18 protein-coding genes and 1 pseudogene are annotated in these 21,232 nt (G+C 50.5%); 7 read left to right on the top strand and 12 right to left on the bottom strand.

What is annotated here, in order from left to right:
- A partial coding sequence (locus tag ACVWZ0_RS22010; protein ID WP_456784808.1) for an alpha/beta fold hydrolase occupies window positions 1–642 on the top strand: 642 nt, incomplete at its 5' end.
- A 171-nt stretch (window positions 643–813) separates the two neighbouring features.
- Here ACVWZ0_RS22010 and ACVWZ0_RS22005 read toward each other — a convergent pair.
- A complete protein-coding gene (locus ACVWZ0_RS22005) occupies window positions 814–1,302 on the bottom strand; it encodes a GNAT family N-acetyltransferase (RefSeq protein WP_253461395.1) in 489 nt (162 codons plus the stop codon).
- Between the two features lie 94 nt (window positions 1,303–1,396).
- Here ACVWZ0_RS22005 and ACVWZ0_RS22000 point away from each other — a divergent pair, with 94 nt between their 5' ends.
- Window positions 1,397–2,308 carry a LysR family transcriptional regulator gene (locus tag ACVWZ0_RS22000; protein WP_253461397.1) on the top strand — a complete coding sequence of 304 codons (912 nt, stop codon included), beginning with the start codon at window positions 1,397–1,399 and terminating at the stop codon, window positions 2,306–2,308.
- A gap of 426 nt (window positions 2,309–2,734) precedes the next feature.
- Window positions 2,735–2,953, top strand: coding sequence for a hypothetical protein (locus ACVWZ0_RS21995; protein WP_253461399.1), 219 nt, complete (start codon window positions 2,735–2,737; stop codon window positions 2,951–2,953).
- 240 nt (window positions 2,954–3,193) lie between these two features.
- Here ACVWZ0_RS21995 and ACVWZ0_RS21990 read toward each other — a convergent pair whose 3' ends face one another.
- Complete coding sequence (locus tag ACVWZ0_RS21990; protein WP_253461401.1) at window positions 3,194–4,705, bottom strand: putative bifunctional diguanylate cyclase/phosphodiesterase; 1,512 nt, start codon at window positions 4,703–4,705, stop codon at window positions 3,194–3,196.
- A gap of 659 nt (window positions 4,706–5,364) precedes the next feature.
- Window positions 5,365–6,045 (bottom strand): haloacid dehalogenase type II, encoded by a 681-nt coding sequence (locus ACVWZ0_RS21985; RefSeq protein WP_253461403.1) that lies wholly within the window; start codon window positions 6,043–6,045, stop codon window positions 5,365–5,367.
- 1,396 nt (window positions 6,046–7,441) lie between these two features.
- Here ACVWZ0_RS21985 and ACVWZ0_RS21980 point away from each other — a divergent pair.
- Window positions 7,442–8,467, top strand: coding sequence for a tyrosine-type recombinase/integrase (locus tag ACVWZ0_RS21980; protein ID WP_253461405.1), 1,026 nt, complete (start codon window positions 7,442–7,444; stop codon window positions 8,465–8,467).
- A 353-nt stretch (window positions 8,468–8,820) separates the two neighbouring features.
- Entirely contained in the window at window positions 8,821–9,804 is a 984-nt protein-coding gene (locus ACVWZ0_RS21975) for an Rpn family recombination-promoting nuclease/putative transposase (RefSeq protein WP_253461407.1), read from the top strand.
- A gap of 335 nt (window positions 9,805–10,139) precedes the next feature.
- On the opposite strand, the gene ACVWZ0_RS21970 is transcribed toward ACVWZ0_RS21975, so the two are convergent.
- The 7 genes from ACVWZ0_RS21970 to ACVWZ0_RS21940 all read right to left on the bottom strand — a co-directional run bounded on the left by ACVWZ0_RS21970 (window position 10,140) and on the right by ACVWZ0_RS21940 (window position 18,186).
- Window positions 10,140–10,889, bottom strand: a complete 750-nt coding sequence (locus tag ACVWZ0_RS21970; protein ID WP_253461409.1) for a DeoR/GlpR family DNA-binding transcription regulator — start codon at window positions 10,887–10,889, stop codon at window positions 10,140–10,142.
- Window positions 10,890–10,981: 92 nt separating this feature from the next.
- A complete protein-coding gene (locus tag ACVWZ0_RS21965; RefSeq protein ID WP_253461411.1) occupies window positions 10,982–12,244 on the bottom strand; it encodes a YbiU family protein in 1,263 nt (420 codons plus the stop codon).
- Window positions 12,245–12,888: 644 nt separating this feature from the next.
- Window positions 12,889–13,458, bottom strand: a complete 570-nt coding sequence (locus ACVWZ0_RS21960; RefSeq protein WP_253461413.1) for a C40 family peptidase — start codon at window positions 13,456–13,458, stop codon at window positions 12,889–12,891.
- Between the two features lie 235 nt (window positions 13,459–13,693).
- Window positions 13,694–13,939 (bottom strand): YmjA family protein, encoded by a 246-nt coding sequence (locus ACVWZ0_RS21955; protein ID WP_253461415.1) that lies wholly within the window; start codon window positions 13,937–13,939, stop codon window positions 13,694–13,696.
- A 399-nt stretch (window positions 13,940–14,338) separates the two neighbouring features.
- The gene (locus tag ACVWZ0_RS21950; protein WP_253461417.1) at window positions 14,339–15,883 is read right to left on the bottom strand and encodes a methyl-accepting chemotaxis protein; all 1,545 of its coding nucleotides are present in this window, start codon (window positions 15,881–15,883) and stop codon (window positions 14,339–14,341) included.
- Between the two features lie 266 nt (window positions 15,884–16,149).
- On the bottom strand, window positions 16,150–17,181 hold the full coding sequence (locus ACVWZ0_RS21945) for a methionine synthase (RefSeq protein ID WP_253461419.1): 1,032 nt from the start codon (window positions 17,179–17,181) through the stop codon (window positions 16,150–16,152).
- Between the two features lie 27 nt (window positions 17,182–17,208).
- Window positions 17,209–18,186 carry a DUF1852 domain-containing protein gene (locus ACVWZ0_RS21940; RefSeq protein WP_253461421.1) on the bottom strand — a complete coding sequence of 326 codons (978 nt, stop codon included), beginning with the start codon at window positions 18,184–18,186 and terminating at the stop codon, window positions 17,209–17,211.
- A 449-nt stretch (window positions 18,187–18,635) separates the two neighbouring features.
- On the opposite strand from ACVWZ0_RS21940, the pseudogene ACVWZ0_RS21935 reads away from it, so the two are divergent.
- Together ACVWZ0_RS21935 and ACVWZ0_RS21930 are read left to right on the top strand one after the other, a co-directional pair.
- A pseudogene (locus tag ACVWZ0_RS21935) lies at window positions 18,636–18,785 on the top strand (GrpB family protein); the annotation flags it as partial.
- A gap of 129 nt (window positions 18,786–18,914) precedes the next feature.
- Complete coding sequence (locus ACVWZ0_RS21930; RefSeq protein ID WP_253461423.1) at window positions 18,915–19,928, top strand: zinc-dependent alcohol dehydrogenase family protein; 1,014 nt, start codon at window positions 18,915–18,917, stop codon at window positions 19,926–19,928.
- A gap of 312 nt (window positions 19,929–20,240) precedes the next feature.
- On the opposite strand, the gene ACVWZ0_RS21925 is transcribed toward ACVWZ0_RS21930, so the two are convergent.
- Complete coding sequence (locus ACVWZ0_RS21925; RefSeq protein ID WP_253461424.1) at window positions 20,241–20,564, bottom strand: SMR family transporter; 324 nt, start codon at window positions 20,562–20,564, stop codon at window positions 20,241–20,243.
- Entirely contained in the window at window positions 20,565–20,900 is a 336-nt protein-coding gene (locus ACVWZ0_RS21920) for a DMT family transporter (protein ID WP_367399488.1), read from the bottom strand.
- Window positions 20,901–21,232: the final 332 nt, after the last annotated feature.

Here is a 21,232-nt window from a genome sequence, read left to right as displayed (position 1 = left end):
TCGGATCAGCCGTGGACCGGCTACGATTACGATACTTTCGCCTCGGATATCAACGAGCTCATCACCAGCCTTGATTTGCAGAAGGTGACGCTGGTCGGCTTTTCGATGGGCGGTGGCGACGTTGCGCGTTATATCAACAACTACGGCACCGCGCGCGTGGATGGCCTGGTGCTGCTTGGCGCGGTAACGCCCGCCTTCGGTAAGTCCGATGATTTCCCGCAGGGCGTCGACCAGTCCGTTTTTGCCGGCATCCTGGCGGGATTGCGCCAGGATCGCGCGCAGTTCATCAGTGATTTTGCCGTACCGTTTTACGGCACTAATGCCGGCCAGACGGTTTCAGAAGGCGTACTGACCCAGACGCTGAATATTGCGCTGCTGGCTTCGCTCAAGGGCACGCTGGACTGCGTTAAGGCATTTTCCACCACCGACTTCCGTCCGGATATGGCGAAAATCGACGTGCCCGCGCTGGTTATTCATGGCAGTAACGATCAGGTGGTGCCGTTTGAATCAACCGGCAAGCTTGCCGCGGAGATGATTACAGGCGCGCAGCTGAAAGTGTATGACAATGCGCCGCATGGCTTTGCGGTCACCCATTCCGACCAGCTGAACGCGGATCTTCTGGCATTCCTGAAATCCCTTTAAGGACAGCGTAAGGCCCTGGTTTTAGGCTTATACAGGAGCACAGACCGGCTTTTCAGCCGGTTTTTTGCTTCGTGCTTCTCTTGCACGGGCAGCTGCAGACCCGCAGTCGGAAACCGGCACATCCGGAAGGAAATCACCTGCAATAACGTTCAAAGCCAGCCTCGCGCTGGCTCAGAGATCTTCCTGCGAAGCGAATCTCTCCAGAGCCGGGCCGTCAAGCCGGTATCGAACCCATTCGCTCAGAGGAAGCGCATCAATACTGCGGTAGAAATCTTTGGCTGACTTATCCCACTCCAGAACGTTCCATTCAATCCGGTTACAGCGGCGGCTAACGGCCAGCTGAGCGATATACTGCAACATGGCTTTTCCTGCGCCTCGTCCCCGGTAATCAGGAGTCGAATAGAGGTCTTCCACGTTAAGGCTGTAGCGACCGGGCCAGGTTGAATAGCCCAACGAGATAACCGCATAGCCGGCAATATCCCCCTCAATCTCGCAGAGATAGGCCTCCGCTGCGGTATCGGCAGAAAACAGGAACGTTCGGATTTCGTCAACATCTGGCATAGCCTCCGGCGGGCTTTCGCGGTAAACGGATAAGCCATTTATCATATTACAGATAGCATCCATATCTTCCGGACCGGCCTGCCGAATAATAACGCTCATAAACTTTCTCTCACCAATATAGTTTGCTGCCTGCAAGGATAATCGGTATTGTTCGATGAAATAAGTGCAATAAAATCAATGGCAGGTGAATTTCATGCATCATGTACTACGGCGTCTTGATCTCAACCTGTTGCCGGTTTTCGATGCTGTTTACCGACACCGCTCGGTCAGGCTTGCCGCCGCTGAACTTGCCATGAGCACTTCAGCGCTGAGCCATGCTTTGACGCGCCTGCGTGAATTTCTCAAGGACCCGCTATTTTATCGTGAGGGGCATAAGATGTGCCCCAGCGTATTTGCCTGCCAGCTGGCGCCTTATATAGCGGGATCGTTATCCACGCTCAATCAACACCTCAGCCCGTTACAGCCCTTCGATCCGCTTGCAAGCACGGAAACGTTCAGAATTGCCGTGACGGATTACACCGCCTTTTGCATATTTCCCGGGTTAATGAAGGAAACAGAAAAAATGGCGCCGGACATTACTTTCGAGTTGTGCCATTTGCCATATAACCCAGCGCTAAAGGAACTGCTGGCAGGCGAAATTGACCTCGCGTTGAGTTTCAGCGAAGCGAATGAGGGTAAACATCAGGATTTAGAGGAGGTTGATTTATTTAGCGATGAGTTTGTCGTTATCAGTAATATTAATCGACTCAGCATGACGCTGGAGGAGTACCTGTCAGCAGGGCACGTAGTGGTCACCCCGTGGAATGAGAAAAAAGGTTTACTGGATGCACACCTCGCGCGTCTGGGGCTGGAACGCAGGATCTCCCTGAGAACGCCATCGATGCTTGCTTCGCCACATATTATTGCTGAGAGCGATCTGTTGATGGCCATTCCTGCCTTTGTAGCCAGCAAGATTGCCGAGCTGGCCAGTATTAAAACCTTTCCCTTACCTTTTTATGCGCCTCCTTTTACGGTAAAAATATATTCTCACAAACGAAGCGGTAAAAAATCATCTACCGACTGGCTTAAAAAAGTTATTTTGCAAAGCATAAAAGAGAAAAAATAGCTTAAAACCTTCCATACGAGGTTGATGGTTTAGCATTACCCTGACTTAATTTTAAGAGCCTGCTCTGATATCTTTTTCCCCGAGGCGGCGGAGTTAGTAGCAAGGTAAGGGTTTTCATTCCAGCAATAAACCTGGGGAATAGTGTATTACAGGAAAAACGGCCTGATTTTTATTACTATCCACCGTAAAACACCGGCCGTTTTTTTTTGCTTCTCTTTATTTAGAGAGCACCCGGGTTTTCTACGCAGATAGACGAATAATTAAGCCATGCGCATAAAACAACGTCAATCCGGTTTTGTTTGCTGCGCAAAAGCGTAACGGCAGGTAAGCAAGTTTTAGATTTATGCATTTTGACGACGCGGCGTGCGCGGATTGACTATGCTCAGAAGCGTTCAGGCTTCCTCCACTTACTCCAGGAAAAATATTATGAAAAAATTATCTGTAATCGCCATCACTGCCGGAATGCTTTTGGTTATGAGTTCACAGGCTGATGCAAAAGGGTGCCTGAAAGGAGCCGCTGCCGGAGGCGTGGCAGGCCACGTTGCCCATCATGGCGTAGCTGGTGCAGCAGCAGGCTGTGTGGTTGGCCATCATATGGCTAAAAAGAAAGAAAAAGAGGCAAACAGCAAGCAGGAGCAGAAATAACAGCCAGGCCGATCAGATGTTTTTCGCCATTCGGCGGCGATCGCATAACAACCGCGCCACAGCGGTGGCATTATCCGTCGCTTTCAGGCAACGGGTAATGCCAATGACATCCGAACCGACGCGTAGTTAGCTAATGCTGACGGCTATCTGTCAGAGCTGCTTTGACACAGCAGCCAGACCGCCTTCTTTTCGAACCAGGGCGTCAGGGAAAAGGCCGCCCGCTCTGGGGGTAAGCGCGTCTTATGGCGCAGATATCAGCTTATCGGTAAAACATGCCTGAACACTCGCTGTGGTAAGCAGAGCGGCGGCCCGATCTGCCGGTACGGGCCGGCTGAAAAGATAGCCCTGGCCGTAATCACAGCGTCGTTTTTGCAGCCACTCGAGAGTAATAGCGTCTTCAATTCCTTCTGCCGTCACCGTTACCTTCAGCTCCTGACACAGCGCCAGCAGGGTTTCCACTACCTTTTGCTGCTGCGAGACGCTCACAACGGTGGAGATAAACGAGCGGTCAATCTTGATCCGGGTAATACCAAGGCCCAGCAGAACCGACATATTGGAGTAACCAGTGCCGAAATCATCCAGCACCACGCCAATACCGTCGTCCCGCAGGGCACGAATAGCTCGTCTGGCCTCTTCTGAAATGGTCATCACGTTCTGCTCCGTCACCTCCAGCTCCAGCTGTACCAGTGCCGCTTGCCGCATAATGCCGGACAGGCGATCCGTCAGCACCGGGTTGAGCAGCTGCTCCGGCGTGATATTCAAAGACAGATGCAGACCTGCCGGCCAGCCTGGGGTGATGCGAACGACGGCCTGCAGCAGTTCAACAGTCAGAGTGTCCATCAGGCCCAGCTTTTCCACTACGGGTATAAACACCGCAGGTGCAATAACCTTACCGGGGCCGGGTATCCAGCGCGCCAGGATCTCGAATCCGGTAATGCGGCCCGTTTGCAGGGAGACAATAGGCTGCAAAAAAGGAACGATGGTATGGCTTTTGATAGCCTCGGTAACGTCGTGCTCGAGTTTTTCTCTCTGGAGAAATCGCTGCTCCATATCCGGTGAGAAATGGACCAGATGCAGCGTTTTGTCCCGTTTAGCTTCGTACATGGCCAGGTCCGCCGCCCGCACCACGCCAGAGCTTCCGCTACAGGTTGAACAGGCTACGCCTACCGACAGGCCCAACAAGGTATCAGGCCCGGTCCGGATCTCCGCAGCGCGCTGACGGAGGGTTGCAGCAGTTCTGACCGCCTCTTCAGGCTGCCCGCCCCCTGAAGTCATAGCAAATTCATCTCCGCCGATGCGAAATACATGGGTTTCCGGGCCGGCAGCTTCTGCCAGCAGGCCAGCCAGAGAAATCAGCGTGGCATCCCCCTGATGATGCCCGTTCAGGTCGTTGATGCTTTTAAAGTCGTTGATGTCGAGTAATGTCAGAAAATAGGGCTGCCCGGCCGCTTCAAGCTGGGCAATACGAGCGCTGAATGCTCTCCGGTTACCCACGCCGGTCAGCTCATCGGTGTCGGCCAGCCGAAGGGCATTTTTTTCAGCGGCAAGCATTTTGCGTATGAGCCTGCCGATCAGCAGGCCAGGAATGATCATGGCCAGCAGAGCAAAGGCAGAGGACGTCAGGATAAACCTGAGCCTTTCGCTGGTTTCAAAATCGGCGCTATAGCCCAGACCGAGCAGCACGGAAATCTGCGCCTCAAGTCCGTACTCCCATAAGGTGGAAAGCAAAAATATGGTTACAATATTAAGCATTGCTAACCATAAAAGTTTCAGGTGCATCCGAGAACCCCGGCAATATAATTAGTTGAATATTCAGTAGTTATCACTAAAAAACGCAATTTAATTCCGCATAATATTGATGGCATGCCGGAAATCATGTTATTTATAATGAAATAAATCTATTGGAATAAGCATTTACCTCTGGCAAGTTGCAGACGCCCTGCCCATCCTTTGCCAGGCGCGATAAAAGAAACCCGATCCTATATCGGCAGAATTTGCCAAATTAACAGACCATGTCGGTAAATTTTATTCACTATTGCAGATTGGTGCTGTAAATTTGCCTTATCAGGCGAAACGGCCATAGAAAAAGTCAGGCTATTGTCGTGAAGAAAATAACCGCTACCGATGACTTTTTCGGTTTCTGTTTCAGGTCCCGAGAAGGCGATCGGGTAAATATGCTGATGTAATCCGCACAGAGTTATAATGATTATGATTTATAACTCAAGAGACTGCTTAGATTTACCTTTAAAATGTCGATAAAATAAAAAGCAAAGGCCACCCATTACCAGGTGGTTTTAGAAAAACTTATCTTACTTCACCTAAGGGAATATTTAATTCTTGTTCAGGTCCTGAAATCCGCAATCCATTTTCAGGCCAGATTACGGATCCCACGCTTAAGCGGCCAATGCCATTTACTCTGGCCTATCAATAATGATGATGCGATGAGCAACGGCGATAAGATCTTTTTCAACAATATCAGGCTGTTTGCCAACGCGTAATACCGCATTGCCCGGACGAGCAACCAGTGCACCTTTCCAGCCGCAGGCTGTTGCGCCCAGGATATCCCAGGTATGCGCAGCGACAAGCCGCAACAAATCGGCATTCACGCCGAGCCTCTGTGCCACGCTGGTGTAATTCTCCGTGGCCGGTTTGAAACGTTTGATCTCTTCAACCGAGAACTGCTTTTCAAAAAAGTGAGCAAGGCCCGATTGTTCCAGCACCTTCTCGCCAGCCTGAGTGGATGAATTGGTGAGCGTCACCAGACGAAATCCGGCTGCCCGCAGCATTTCCAGCGCGGGCAACGCATCCGGGTGAGCAGGAAGCGTCGCCAGACGCTGCCGAAATTCATTTATGTCTTGCTCTGAAAGTATGGTACCTCTTATCTCAGCCACCATTTGCAACACGGCTACAGCAAGCTCGCCAAAGGGCATGTAACTGCCGCTGAGAGTAAGCGACTGGGAATAAATGATTAATTCAGAGAACCATTGGCGCAAAATTCGTTCGTCACCAAATACCCTTTTAAAAATGGGGTTCAGCGCCCCTGTATCCAGAAGCGTTTCATTGACATCAAAAACTATTATCTTATTGCACATTATTTCCCCCTCTGATTGAAGGTTAAGTGTAGATGTAGATCTCGTGATGGCAATTTTTTGGAATATTTGTATCGGTTGACAGGGAGTTCTTTCTGCCTAAAAATAGAACCCACCCTTGCGATTTGCACTAAATATATATTAAGGATGTGCTTATAAATTATATTGTAATTATTTTTATTTGGAACATTACATCTGAACGAAGAAGGCGTTAATACCTGTTGGCGTAATTATTCTTTCCTGTTTCTTCAGAGAGCTGGATATTCCGAATACAATGGTTTTATGTAAATCATCATAGAGGTTTATTATTTTCAGGCATTTAAAATCTCTTATTTTACCTGTTGGCGCCTGCTCAAAAAAAACAACATCGACTGTTGATATTTACAGGAATGCGCTGACAGATAACGGGCTTATAAATCCGTTAGTTAACGGCATTACCTGCATGGTGGAATCAAGAGCAGAGGGTAAAGCGCTATTACCTTCATTTAACTCTCCTGGTTCAAATCCAAATCATGAAATTGAAACCTATAATTATTTTGTCGGCCAGGCTAATCAACCTGTTAATCTGCATTCTGGCGGGCACCAGCGTATACAAAAGGTAATTAAATAAAGCTCGTTCACTCTGATGGTGGCAGAAAAACATCAGGATAGCAACATCTCATTTTCATAGATAAAAAATCAAATAATTCATGATGTTATTTTTTTATAAAGTTAAAAAAAATAAAATTAAAGGGTAGTTTTTAGAAAAGACGATTTTCTTGCCGACCTGACTATTCCTGTTTATAAAAACCTGCCCAGGTATACAGAGGAATGGGATGATAATCATGTCACAAAAATTGAGATCGTTCACAAAAAATAATGGCGAAGCCTTTTTATACTTAGCAACCGATGCAAACTGGCATCATCTTTATAATAAGATGCACTGGGAAAGCGATACATTACCTTATCAAAGCTAAGCTTATTCTGAAAAAATCAGATTTTTTAATCATCCTTATCATGAGTCCTCTGTACCAATGGCTATCCTGCTTTAGCCCAACGAATGACTATTGTGGGAAAAACCGGCTCCGGCCTTAACGGCAACAGGCTATCAGCGGTAGCGCCTGTTTTAACCAACCGTTACCACTTTGGGTGATTTTTAACCTTTCAGCCGCATTCAGCCGTAAATTAATGACTTTATATAATGGGACTTATATAAAGTCAGGACATCAGGCCCGGAAGCAGGTATGCTTTTCCAGGCGGGTTCACAGCAAAAAGCGACTGTGTATCTCTCGGCATACGTGATTGAAATGCAGCCTGTAAACTGGCATCGCTACGTAAATTATTAGGGGATTATCCCCTCTTACTCATGCAGAATTCACGTAGCGCGATCGGAAAAAATTGAGGAGATTATCAGACGAAAATGGGTGAAATCATAGCCAACGGTATGGTATCGGCCCTTACCGCCGATGAAGATATTGCAGCACGGCTAAAGGAGTTCGTGCAGGACAAAGATGCCTTTTCATCCAATACCTGGCGGCAGCTACTTAGCGTGATGCGTGTCTGCTATCGCTGGGCCAGGGAGAATGCACGCACCTTTTTGCCTATGACTGACGCCGATCTTCGCGATTATCTCAATTTCCTACAGCTGACAGGGCGAGCTTCTTCGACGATTGCTACTCATGCTTCACTGATTTCGATGTTACACCGTAACGCCGGATTGACGCCACCAAACACTTCGCCGATCGTTTTCCGTACTATCAAAAAGATTAACCGCGTGGCTGTCGTAGGCGGCGAGCGTACCGGTCAGGCGATCCCTTTCCGACTCGCTGACCTGATGAAGCTTGATAGCCTGTGGTTTAATTCCTCTTTACTGAGGGAGAAACGCAATCTGGCTTTCCTCCATGTTGCGTATAATACACTGTTGCGCGTCAGCGAACTCTCCCGCCTTCGGGTCCGCGACGTCACCTTTGCCGATGACGGACGCATTATTCTTGATGTGGCCTGGACAAAAACTATCGTACAGACGGGCGGACTGATTAAGGCACTCAGCAATCTTTCTACCCAGCGGCTGATGGAATGGATTGCGGCTGCGGGGTTGGCCGCAGAACCGGATGCTTTCCTGTTCTGTCCGGTTCATCGTTCTAATAAAGCGGTAATGATCGCCGAGCGGCCGCTCAGCACCCCCTCTTTTGAAACTATTTTCGCCCATGCCTGGCGAACGTCAGGGCATTCAAAATCAGCGAAGCTGAACAAAAACCGCTATGGCGGCTGGAGCGGCCATAGTGCCCGCGTCGGTGCAGCGCAGGATATGGCGAAACAGGGCTATGCCGTGGCGCAAATAATGCAGGAAGGAACCTGGAAAAAACCGGAAACGTTGATGCGCTATATCCGTAACGTTGATGCTCATCAGGGAGCCATGGTGGATTTAATGGAGAAGAAACCCTGATTTGCCCGCTATGCAGTTGCGCCGCCCCCCTGACGCTGGCGCATAAAATGCCCGTTAGCGGTCCAATCCTGACAGGCATTTTATCCACAGAAAAAGTGGATAGCCTGTGCACAGAAAAGTATGGTTTTATGCCAGCGGTCGATTATTTACAGTAATCCCTGTGGATGGCCCAGCCCGACAAAGAGTTTGAGCTACCGCCTTTTAAGCCTGCTGTTGTACCAGCCAGGAGGCGGTTGTACTATACAACCGGTTAATTAACAGGGATTTTCCAATCAAATAAGGGAGGGGGCTGATGAAAGCTTTACGGTCAATGTGCAGCCAGTCCGTTCACCACGCATGCAGTAAAAACAATTATGTCTGATAAAAAAGCAAAGGGCGGAAAGAAAACCTCTCCAACGCCACACGACCTGGCATTCAAACAGTTCCTGACCCATCCCGATACCGCGCGGGATTTTATGCAGCTGCATCTGCCGTCAGAACTGCAGGCCGTTTGCGATTTCAACACGCTAAAACTGGAGTCCGGGAGTTTTATTGAGGAAAATCTGCGCCCCTATTTTAGCGATGTGCTTTACAGTCTGAAAACAGCTGCAGGTGACGCCTATGTGCATGTTTTGATTGAGCATCAGTCCACACCGGACAAGCACATGGCCTTCCGGCTTTTCCGCTATGCAATAGCGGCTATGCAGCGCCATCTGGACGCCGGTCATAAAAAGCTGCCGCTGGTGATCCCGGTTTTATTCTATACCGGCCGGCGCAGCCCCTATCCTTACTCCACACGCTGGCTGGATGAATTTGCCGATCCGGTGCAGGCTGAAAAGCTCTATAGCGGTCATTTCCCCCTCGTCGACGTTACGGTTATACCTGACGACGAGATCATGGAGCACCGCAGTATGGCGGCTCTGACGCTGCTGCAAAAACATATCCACCAACGCGATCTGGCCGAGCTGCTGGATCGGCTGGCGACGCTTCTGCTGAAGGAACATGTTACAGGACAGCAGCTGGCATCGCTGATAAACTACCTTATACAGGCAGGCGAAACTTCAGACGCAGAGGCCTTTGTACGTGAACTGGCACAACGGGTGCCGAAACATGAGGATGCACTGATGACCATCGCGCAACAGCTTGAACAGAAAGGCATTGAAAAAGGGCGGGCCGAAGGTATTCAGCTCGGCCGACAGGAAGGCAGATATGAAGGCAGGCTTGAAGGAAAGCTCGAAGGCAAGCTAGAAGGAAAGCTTGAAGTAGCCCGCACTATGCTGCAAAACGGCCTCGATCGTAACACCGTGATGAAAATGACCGGTCTTGGCGAAGAAGAACTGGCGCGGATCAGGCATTAATGGTGGCAGGTGCTTAGGCCAGGGTTACGATCGCTGCGGGTGCCGAAAAAATGTACCCTGTTGGCTGGCTGTGCAATACGCCAGGCCGCGTTATTATACCTGGCTCCGACGTATTGCATTGGAAAGTATGCAGAAACCGCACCTGAAATCACTTTTCGATTTAAATTATTCCACACATCCCGCATGCTATACCTGCCTTCAGCACCCGATTTTCCCAATGACCAAATCCAAACGGGCACGTAGGTTTGTATAGCCCAATCCGCCCTTACTAAACCTCTTATAGCGTTGCAATATATCGCGAGAGAAAACGGCGCTGCCTGTCGATAAACCCAGGCTCAGACGGGACCAATAATATCCAGACGCAGCCCCTGCGCCTGAAGAATTTCTTTGCAGGTATCGGGTAAATCAGTATCGGTGATGACGTGACTAAAAGGGTGTTCAGGGGCGAGCGGATACGGATGGATCTGACCAAATTTCGACGAGTCGGTCAGCGCAATAGTATGGGTGTTTTTAGCCATCAGGGCGTTAACGACATCGCAGCGCAGCATATTACGACCGGTAAAACCGGTCAACGCGTCCCAGCCATCTATGCCGATAAAGACCTTATGGAAGTTGAGGTGCTGGATACAAAGTCGGGTCAGCGGCCCTACCACGGATTCGCTGCTTTTTTGATACAGGCCGCCAAGAATAATAACCTCCCCACCCGTCTCCCTGAGCAATCCGGCAATATAGTGGCTGACCGTAATAATGGTAATGTCCCGTCTTTCACTCAGCTCCCTGGCCAGCAGCGCGTTGGTACTGCCTCCCTCAATGAAAACCGCCTCTCCGGCATTCACCAGTGAAGCCGCATGCTCTGCGAGACGTTTCTTGACGGCATAGCGGGTGCGCATCCTTGCGCCCACATCATCACTTTCAGGCGCAACGGCCGATCCGTGCACGCGACGCAGAAAACCGCCTTTTTCCAGCACGTTCAGATCCTGACGTACCGTTACCTCGGAAACACCAGTGATTTGAGAAAGTTCGCTGACGCTGACGCTGCCGCGTTCACTGACGAGCTGAATAATATTCTGATGACGTACGTTCATGGTGCCTGCCGGTAAGCTTTTTTAGCAAGCTTACCAGAAAGACAGGCCGCTACAAATGCTGCCGATCCGCCGAAAGCGGGTCGGCAAGGGTCTCATTCCAGTCCGAGACTGCGGCGCCCGTTCGCGTTCAGCTTTTCAGAGGTGAAGCGACCTTTCCAGGTGACTTCATAATCTTCCTGTGGAAAATCGGCGGGCGATTCGCCTGATGCCAGCGCCTGCGCAACGGCGGCCGCGCAGACGGCGTTCTTGTCACAGAGAGGCGCGGCCGGGATATACATTACATTTCCCCAGCCCTGCTGATTTTCTACCGGGGCAACGGAATGAATAACATCACAATGCCACCAGACTGAATCCCCTGCCTGGAGTGAAGGTATTGAGCACAATCCCTGAATCAGTTCAGGATGCCATTTTTCCGACACCGGCAGCACTTTCCCGGGCGCAACGCCGCACAGCTCCTCCTCCGGGACATCTTTCAGTAGCGGGCGCAACAGCAAATAAGCCATTGCTTCGGGTACCGGCACGACATGCAGCAGCCCCTGCCCGACCTGCATATCAGAAAGCGCCGTCCAGCCCTGAAAGGTACGAAATGCCGAACATTTTGTTGTGGTGCCGGCCTGGTACTCATAAACATCGGTACGCCAGGCTGAGTCCCACGGATCGTATTCATTAAAACGGTTCGAGAAAATTTTGCGGAACACTTTTTGATAAGCAGGAAGCAACCACCGCTCCAGCGCGCCTGAATCTGTATGCGCACCCAGCCCTTTTGAGGTTGTGCCCGGCAGACGACGTCGTATGCGGTCGGGATAGATGATGTTCACATCAGGCTCAAACCAGCGTATACCTGCCGATTCGAATTTCCAGAGCCGGTTCAGGAAAGCCTGAGTTTGCGCCATGGCGTCGCTCTGCCGCGCTTCCATCTGAGCCGGAGACCAGTAAACAGGGTAGATTTCAGGGCGTGAAGCGTCGAGGCTACCGAAAAAGTTGTCACCAGGCCCCTGGTACACGCCATCGAAATCGTTGGCGTCCAGGTAGTCGAGCATCGATTTATCCCATCCCAGCGCCTGCTCACGGTTGAAAGTTTGCCTGACCACCACACACCCCCTGCGGCGAATATAATTCCTGGTCTCTTCCGAAACACGTCCTGCGGCAATCTCTTGCAGGCTGACTTCCGGCCATGCGGAGCCCTGCTGCTGTTCTTCGGTACGTGCCGCCTTGAGCTCGCCGACAATCTTCGCTCTTACCTGTTCGAATAATCCTTCCACATCGCCAATTTCTTCCCTGAGCGCCTTTTTCATCAGGCGTATATTTTGCTTAGCGTCTTCTGGTTGATCGACTGAAGTGAAGCTGGTGTCCATGGTGCTCTCCGCTGCTTTCGCCATCTTTGTTTCGAGTGAAACAAATATAACCTTCATTCACAATAAAGAACCAGTATTCAACATCTGTTTAACAATGAAAGTCTGATGAAGATCACATTAAAGGGCTTAAAAACAGCGCAAGGGCATTTGGATGAAGGGTAGTCAGTAATAAAGAAGGGTTATCGGCCGTGTTTTAAGAGCATTTTTCACTGTTGTGCACGGCCGAAAGGCCCGTAAGCGGAGGCATAAATGAACGCGCTGTCATAAGCATGGATCGGGGAAGCTACGAAGAAAATTCATCAGTTGATAAGTCTGGTTCTGGAAACTGACCCATTATTTCCTTATCAGGCTGGTGCCCATTTATTATCTCTTACCAGTGCGGTGTTGTCAGATGACAGCCAGTGGAAGGCGCGGAGGTTTAAAGGATCTTCAGCCGGGAGGGAGAGCGAGGGGGAGCCATTGTCTGTAACATCGGCAGGTGCGGAGAAGATTAAACAAATATTTTCGACGGTTTGTACTGCTCAGCATAAAGAAGTCTGTCAGGAAAAATCTGTGTCACAGCGTGGTCCTGGCAGCCCACGCTATGATCCTGTAAATATTTTTCCTGGCCCGAAGGCTTATATATTGCAAATCCAGAACCGGCGTTAATTTTTAGCCAGAACGTTCTTATCGTCTTCATCATAATTAAATGATATCCGGGCACCGTGTTCGTTCGGCAGCCTGCGCGCTTCCAGAAATACCGATTTCCAGTAAACGTTATCCAGTGACGATCGCATTACGCCACGGCTGGCCGAAGCGTGAAGGAAATGCCGGTCCGTATCATAAAAGCCTACGTGCATCTGGCGGTTAATACGGAAAAAGACCAGGTCGCCAGGCTGCAAACGATCGGGCTGGATACGTTTTCCCATATGGATCAGCTGGCTGGTGGTGACTCGCTTCATGGGTAAATTGAACCGGTCTTTAAGGGTTCGCCAGACAAAGCCCGAACAGTCCACGCCGGAGAGTTCCGTACCGCCCCACTGGTAAGGCGTCCCTTCCCATGCGTACATCTGGTCATGTAATGCCGCGATAACCGGAATAAGATCGGGTTCGCCAGCGCGATGGGTGGTATCGGGACTATTATCGTTCGCTTCATCGGGCTTATGGGAAGAACAGCCCGCCACAATCATCAGCGCCAAAACCGTTATCGTGCGAAGGGGGAGTAATGGTGGCATCTTTTCCTGTCCGGATCCTGAATTTTAGCCCTGAATAACGGGGTAAATAACGGTTAAATTTGGCTTAATATCATCGGTTCGTTATTGTTATAAATCATTCGTTTTTACTTAAATTTACAGCGATTTATTTCCGATAAATATTATCACACAGGGGTACTAATTTTCGCTCAGTAAAGTTATCTGAAAAAATTGCTGCCGACACAGACAAGCAGCCTTAACGGCTGCTGTGACAAAACTACTCGTTGCCCCACTGATTAAGAAACGAGGCGATATCATCGATACGGCTCTCGTTGATACCGGCTTCTTTAGCCATCTCTTTCTGCGCGTCTTCACCGATCTCTTCATTATTTGATAAGCGATCGAGCAGCAGCTGGAAATAGTGCGCCAGGGATTTACGCTCTGCCTCAGCCACGGGTGCTGCGCATTCTGTCGAATACTCATCCACGATGTCGTAGTATTTAAGCGGGATTTCATCGTTCATAAGCTACTCCAGATATTTAATTTAACGTCAATTTTAGCTGCTTTCTGCATCGTCCGGGCCGATTTCATTACTGCTGTCAGACGACAAATGTAAGAATGGCATCACCAGGCACCGGTCCGGCCTTAAAGATTGCTAAGATTAACACGTAGCATCCTGTTTTATCTCAATAATTTTAATGCATTCGTCCAGCCTGTACACCGGCATTGACTGGCCGACACAAGGGCAACGTTGCGCGATCGGCTCCGGTTTCAGGCCCGGCATTGGATATCCTCTTGAGAGGCGTCATGACCCGCCGTGCACGCAGTCAAAGGACAGAAGAAAAGCGTCGGGGATGGTTTATCGGTTGCATAGCGAGCCAGCCGGGAGCGGCTTTTTAGCCTGCTCCCGGGGCTCTCCTCTTCAGACGCGGAAGGTATCCACCATTCCTCTCAGGGCATGAACCTGCTCCGCCAGCGATTGAGAAGCGGTCGTGGACTCCTCTACCAGCGCGGCGTTGCTCTGGGTTACGCCGTCCATCTGGCCAACGGCCACGGTCACCTGAGAAATGCCCTGCATCTGCTCGTTTGAAGCCAGCGCGATTTCATCCATTGCCTCAGCCAGCTCGCTAACCTTCCCGGTCACGCTCATGATATTTTCCGCAGTGCCGTCGGCCACTACCACGCCAGCCTCCACCATGGTCACCGCGTTTTCAATCAGGCCTTTGATGTCCCGCGCTGCCGTCGCGCTACGCTGCGCCAGCGTGCGGACCTCGCTGGCCACCACGGCAAATCCCCGCCCCTGTTCGCCAGCGCGTGCGGCTTCAACCGCCGCATTCAGCGCCAGAATATTCGTCTGGAAGGCAATGCTCTCAATGGTGCCGGTAATATCGCGAACCTTCGCCGCGCTGGCAGAGATATCGGCCATCGTTTCGGTCATCTGGCGCACGTTTTTTTCACCGTCACGGACAAGCGCGGCCGCCTCCCGCGCCGATCCAGCCGTATAAGTGGCGCCCGCCGTGTTGCTTTTCACCGTCGCGGTTAACTCTTCCATGCTTGCGGCCGTTTCCTGCAGCGCAGCTGCCTGCTGTTCAGTACGGGCCGAGAGTTCGGTATTCCCTCTGGCGATTTCATCAGAGGCAAGGGCTACGGAAGCCGAAGCGTCCTTAATCCTCGATACCAGTTCGCCCAGGCGATTCTGCATTCGGGCGAGCGATGCCAGCATGCTGGTATTATCGCCGGGACGAAGCATGACCTGAGACGTCAGGTCACCGTCGGCTATCGCTGCCGCCAGTACCTGCGCCTGCGCCGGTTCACCGCCCAGCTGGCGCATCAGGATCCGTATAGTCATGAAACCGGTGCCGCCAGCAAGCAGCACAGATACCAGCACCAGGCTGACCAACAGAAGCCCGGCACGACGGCTTTGATCGCTGCTGCTTTCCACGGCGCTGCGGGCATTTTGCATCTGCACCTCTGTCAGGGTATTGAGGGCTTCCTGCAGCGACCGCTGCGCCGGGCGAGAGACGGTCATCAGGTAAGTCACGGTCTCCTGCTGCAGATTCTGCAATCCAAGCTGACCTGCCTTTTCAAAGCTTGCCAGCGCCGGTCCTTCTCTTTCCACTATTTTCCGGTATGCCTCCCGGCCCGCCGGTACCGAATCCGTTTCCATCAGCCGACCCAGCTCCTCACGGTTTTTGAGGAACAGACGTTTCTGGGTCTGCACGCGGTCCCATTCGGGCGCCATTTCCTTCGGGTCGGTCAGCAACGCCAGGTTTCTTACCGCGATAGACAAATCACGTACGCTGGCGCGCATATCCAGCGCAAGCTGGAACTTTTTCATTTTGACGTTTACCACGTCACCCATATCGTCCCGGGCGTGGTTAAGAGCATTGATAGCCACGCCGGCGCAAATGACCAGCAGCAGTACCATGAGGCCGAAGCCTCCGACAATACGGGTTGAAACTTTCATGGGAGAATACCGAAAGGCAGATGATTACTGTTTGTATCGTCATCGTGAAGAAACTCTTGAGAGTACCGATTAAATTATGTGGTGTATTTCACAATGCGCAGGTAAAGGTTGCAGACAGGGAGCGCTGAATGATCCGGGATGAACAGGAGATAGCTGGGAGACGTCCTGGCAGGGAATAACGTTGCTGAATACGGTATTTATCACTCAGTCCGGCTGGCATGGCCCAATCCGGACTGAGTTTTCAGAAAATTAGCTGGTCAGCAAGGTTACCTGGCCAAAATTTCTCTACGAACGATTTCTGCGCCGGCGCTGAGGGCATTCAGCTTGCCCCTTGCTACCTGACGGGATAAAGGCACCATGCCGCAATTGGTGGAAGGATAAAGCTTGTCGGCATCGACAAACTGGAGCGCTTTACGTAGCGTATTGGCTACTTCTTCGGGCGTCTCAACGGCATTGGTCGCCACATCGATAGCCCCAACCATCACCTTTTTGCCGCGGATCAGTTCGATAAGATCCATTGGTACATGAGAGTTCTGGCATTCCAGCGAAATGATATCGATAGCCGACGTTTTCAGCTTAGGGAAAACCTCTTCATACTGTCGCCACTCTGAACCCAGCGTTTTTTTCCAGTCCGTATTGGCTTTAATGCCGTAGCCATAGCAAATATGCACGGCGGTTTCACATTTAAGCCCTTCGATGGCTTTTTCCAGCGCGGCAATTCCCCAGTCGTTAACCTCATCAAAAAAGACATTAAAAGCCGGCTCGTCAAACTGGATAATATCGACACCGGCCGCCTCTAACTCTCTGGCTTCCTGATTAAGAATTTTGGCAAATTCCCAGGCCAGCTTTTCGCGGCTTTTATAATGGCTGTCGTAAAGCGTATCGATCATGGTCATAGGGCCGGGCAAGGCCCATTTAATAGGCTGTTGGGTTTGCTGACGTAAAAATTTAGCATCTTCAACAAATACGGGCTTTTGCCGGGTCACCTCGCCCACGACCGTAGGAACGCTCGCATCATAGCGATCGCGGATTTTGACGATCTGACGTTTTTCAAAATCCACGCCGCTGAGGTGCTCAATAAACGTCGTGACAAAATGCTGGCGCGTTTGCTCGCCATCGCTGACGATATCAATGCCTGCCTGCAGCTGATCGTCAAGGCACAGGCGAAGGGCATCCTGCTTGCCCTCAATCAGTTCCCGATCCTGCAATTTCCAGGGTGACCAGAGCGTCTCCGGCTGCGCAAGCCAGGAAGGTTTAGGTAAGCTGCCAGCAGTGGATGTCGGTAAAAGCTTTTTCATAAAAGATGACCTTATATTTTCGGTTTATCAAAGAGCGGAATTGGCAGACCACTGCTCAAGAATAGTCTGGTAGGGTTTAATGAAGTGCTCTTCAGTAAACCTGCCCTGCTCAACAGCCAGCTGGCTGCGCTCTTCTCGATCATAAACGATTCGGGTTAACGAATAATCCTGGTGTGTCAGGTTGGGCTGATACAATGCCCCTGCGGCGGAATTAGCATTGTAAATCTCAGGCCGGTAAATTTTTTGGAAGGTTTCCATCGTGCTGATGGTGCTGATTAGCTCAAGATTGGTGTAATCACTGAGCAAATCACCATGAAAATAAAAGGCCAAAGGCGCAACGCTGTTGGGCGGCATGAAATAGCGCGCCTGCAGCCCCATTTTGGCAAAATAGATATCGGTCAGAGAAGGCTCATCCTGCTGATATTCAAAGCCCAGTACAGGATGCTGATTAGTCGTGCGGCAATAGGTGTTTTTAGTGGAAACGCTCAGGCATATCACAGGCGCTTTATTAAAATTTTCCGTGTAGGCCGCTGAATTAACGAAGCGTTTAAATATATTACCATGCAGCTTGCCAAAATCTTCGGGGATAGTAAATTCGGGCTGGCTTTTATTGTGCTCCGGCAGCCAGACGCTAAAGTCGTAATCGCGTACGTAAGAGGAAAAGTTATTGCCTACGATACCATCGATACGTTCACTGGTGCTTTTATCAATAATGGTAGGTTTTAATATTTCAATCACCGGAAAGGCATTGCCTTTCACTTCAACATTTAACTCAGCGGAAATAATTTCAAGCTCAACGGAATAGCGATCCGCTTTGGGATTATCCCAGTGCGCCAGCGCATTGAAGCGATTATCAATCATCACTAAAGCGTTACGCAGATTCTCCTGACGTCTCTCACCTCTCGCCAGATTGGCAAAGTTGGTGGTGATGCGCGTACTCCCGGAGGGGTTATAGTTTTCGTCGAAACGAAGGCTTTTAATGGTAAAGGTAAACGCTTTGTTCATGGCCGTCTGGTATCCTGGTTTGTTATAAATCTGATTTATTTGTTGCCTTTCAGGGCATCCCAGATTTCATATTATCTAAAGTTATTAACAATCCATACTTTATGCCTGAGTCGCTGGTTGAGGAAAAGTGATTTGTTTTCAATGAACATGAACCTTCTTCATGATCAAAACTGAGACAGGACTACCGTTGCGCAAAGATCCCTGTCAAAGAGGATGCACAGCTGGCAGCCGGGTGGCGGCCCGCTAAGCATGTACCGCATTTTTTCTGGTTCACCTTCTTCTCGCTGCCGCCCTGGAGAGAAACAGAGCGTTTCCGTGTGCAAGCTACAATATGGGGCATGGTAATAAGCAAAAAACCTTCCTGTCGGCCGGTCTGCGAGCCAGGCATCCAGCCTTCATTAAGGCGATATCCAGGCAATGGGGAAGAGCAAACATGCAAAAAGTAACGATTGTTGCAGTGGCCTGCGCGCTGTGAAGCGGAAAGCTTGCTGCTACAGATAACGCTGAATAACGTCATTGCGCAGATCCATCACATTGGCAGCACGTCAGTACCGGGTTTAGCCGCTAAATCCGTTATAGATATATTGCTGGAGGTGGCCGGACGGACAGCTTAAACGCTTTTTATAATTCCACCAGTGTAACAAAAGGCCCTCTTCGACAGCGTGACCCTGTAATTATGTTTAAACTGGGTTATTACATAAAACGCATGCCCAAACAGGAGATCCCCGATGAAAGCAATACAGCTTAAAGCCCCCGGCGGCCTGGATAACATTATCGTGTCAGATATTGACGATCCGGGCAGGCCCGGCAAAGGTGAAATTCGGGTTGCGGTTAAAGCCAGCTCGCTAAACTTTCATGATTTAATCGTCGCAACCGGGCAGTTTCCTACTGAAGATGGACGGATCCTGCTGTCAGATGGTGCGGGAATAGTAGAGGAGGTTGGAGAAGGCGTTGAAGCGTTTAAAGCAGGCGAACACGTGGTTTCTACATTTTTTCCCAACTGGCTGGCCGGCAAGCCTGTACCCACCGTGGGCGGCTTTGCGCACACGCCCGGCGACGGTGTTGATGGCATGGCCAGTGAATACGTTGTACGTTCGGAAAACGCCTTTACCCATGCGCCGAAGGGGTGGAGCCATACAGAGTCAGCCACCATCACCACCTCGGCTTTGACGGCCTGGCGGGCGCTGGTAACAGACGGGCACCTTAAGGCAGGAGAAACGGTGCTGGTTCAGGGAACCGGCGGCGTCTCCGTCGCTGCTTTACAGATAGCTAAAGCAATGGGGGCCAAAGTCATTGCTACCTCATCCTCCGATGAAAAGCTCGCCTTTGTGCGCGAACTGGGCGCTGATGAAATTATCAATTACAGAACAACGCCTGCATGGGGAGATAAAGTTCTTGAGCTGACCCAGGGGTTTGGCGTAGACCATGTGGTCGAAGTAGGCGGACCGGCAACCCTGAATGAATCCCTGAAATCGATCAAGGTAGGCGGTCATATTGCGCAGATTGGTATCCTTTCAGGCGATGAGGCTGCCTTGGCTGTCCTTTCCCTTCTGGCGAAGCAGGTGCAAATTAAAGGCGTGATTGTGGCAAGCCGCCAGGATCAGTGTGATTTTGTTAAAGCCCTTGAGATAATGAACAAGAAGCCGGTAATCGATCGTGTTTTTAAATATGAGGAGCTTGGCGAGGCTTTCTCTTATCAGCAAAGCGGCGCTCACGTGGGTAAAATCTGCGTTGAATGGTGACGTTTCTGGCCGTAAGGAAGCCATTTCCTGACGGCCGTCGCCTGAAACACTGACTGATGCCGTGAATAACCGCGCGTTGGCGCAGGCAGTCAGGCTACTGCGGGCGCTCCAGATGTATAACAGGCTTGCCGCCACGCGCGTGCGGTTAACGGCATAATTTTTTCTTGCGTTACTTTACCCAGGCTTCAGTAGCCCGAAAGATGCGGTGGCTGCCACTCTGGCGCCTTAGCGGACACAGAGGCAGGGCAAGAAGCGCCTGCCAGCTGGGTGAGTTGAAGCAAAAGAGAGTATTGTGGCAGGTTTAAAATATTATCACCCAAGCTCAAGCAGCAGCAGGCCTGCCGTAATCATAAGCAAGCCAGCGCAAGCTTTGCGACCAGGAGGTTGCCTGAAAATAATCCATCCGGACAGTGCGGTTAAAAGAATGCCGCAGCCTCCCCATATGGCATACGCAGTGGCCATCTCCAGGCCTTTCAAAGCCTGCGCTAACGCAGTAAAGGATGCAAGAATAAGCAGTATGCCCACTGCGCCCGGGATCTTTTTGGCCATACCGGCCGAACGCTGAAGAAAGACGTTAGCCGTTACTTCAAGCAGAATGGCTATCGCAAGATAGTAATAGGGGATAAATATCGACATTTATTCATTCTGCGCATTTTCTGCGATATTAACGACTACAACGCCACCCAGCAACAGGCCAATTCCCGTAAGCTGAAGTACGCTCAGATGCTCTCTGAAGAAGAAGCTGCCAATAGCGGCTATCGCAAGCAGCCCCAGTGATTCCCAGGTTGCGTAAGCTACCGCAAGTGAGATTTTTTTCAGCGCAAGCGCCATAAAAGTAAAAGACAAACCGATGGCGAAATACATAAACAACATGCCCGTAAGATTGCCTTGCGTCGAATATAATTTCATCAATATAACGCTGCTTACTTCAGACACTATTGCCATTAAAAGAAAAAACCAGGCCCGGGGCACATAGACTCCATATTGTGGTGATTTGAATCCAGCTCGCTAGTGTACACCGCAACGGCACGCTGAGGGCATATCCCTAAAAATTATAAATCAGACACAGGACGAAAGGTTATTCAGCAGAAACGGCGAACGTGATAACAATTTTTTATTGAGCATGAGCAACGATGCATGCTTCGGGCATTCTGCGTTTGCTATTGGCGACCTGGCGCCGATCACAGATGGTGAGCCTGATAAACAAATGCTTGAGGTTTTACGGCAAAAACACATTACGGTGCTTTAGCAGGATGATGAATTGCTTCAGGTTGATTACGGGGTGTATCCGTACAGAAGGCCAG

The organism is Erwinia sp. TECH1 (assembly GCF_054057575.1).
The sequence above is the reverse complement of the archived record's forward strand: the minus strand, read 5'-3'. Positions and strand labels throughout refer to the sequence as shown.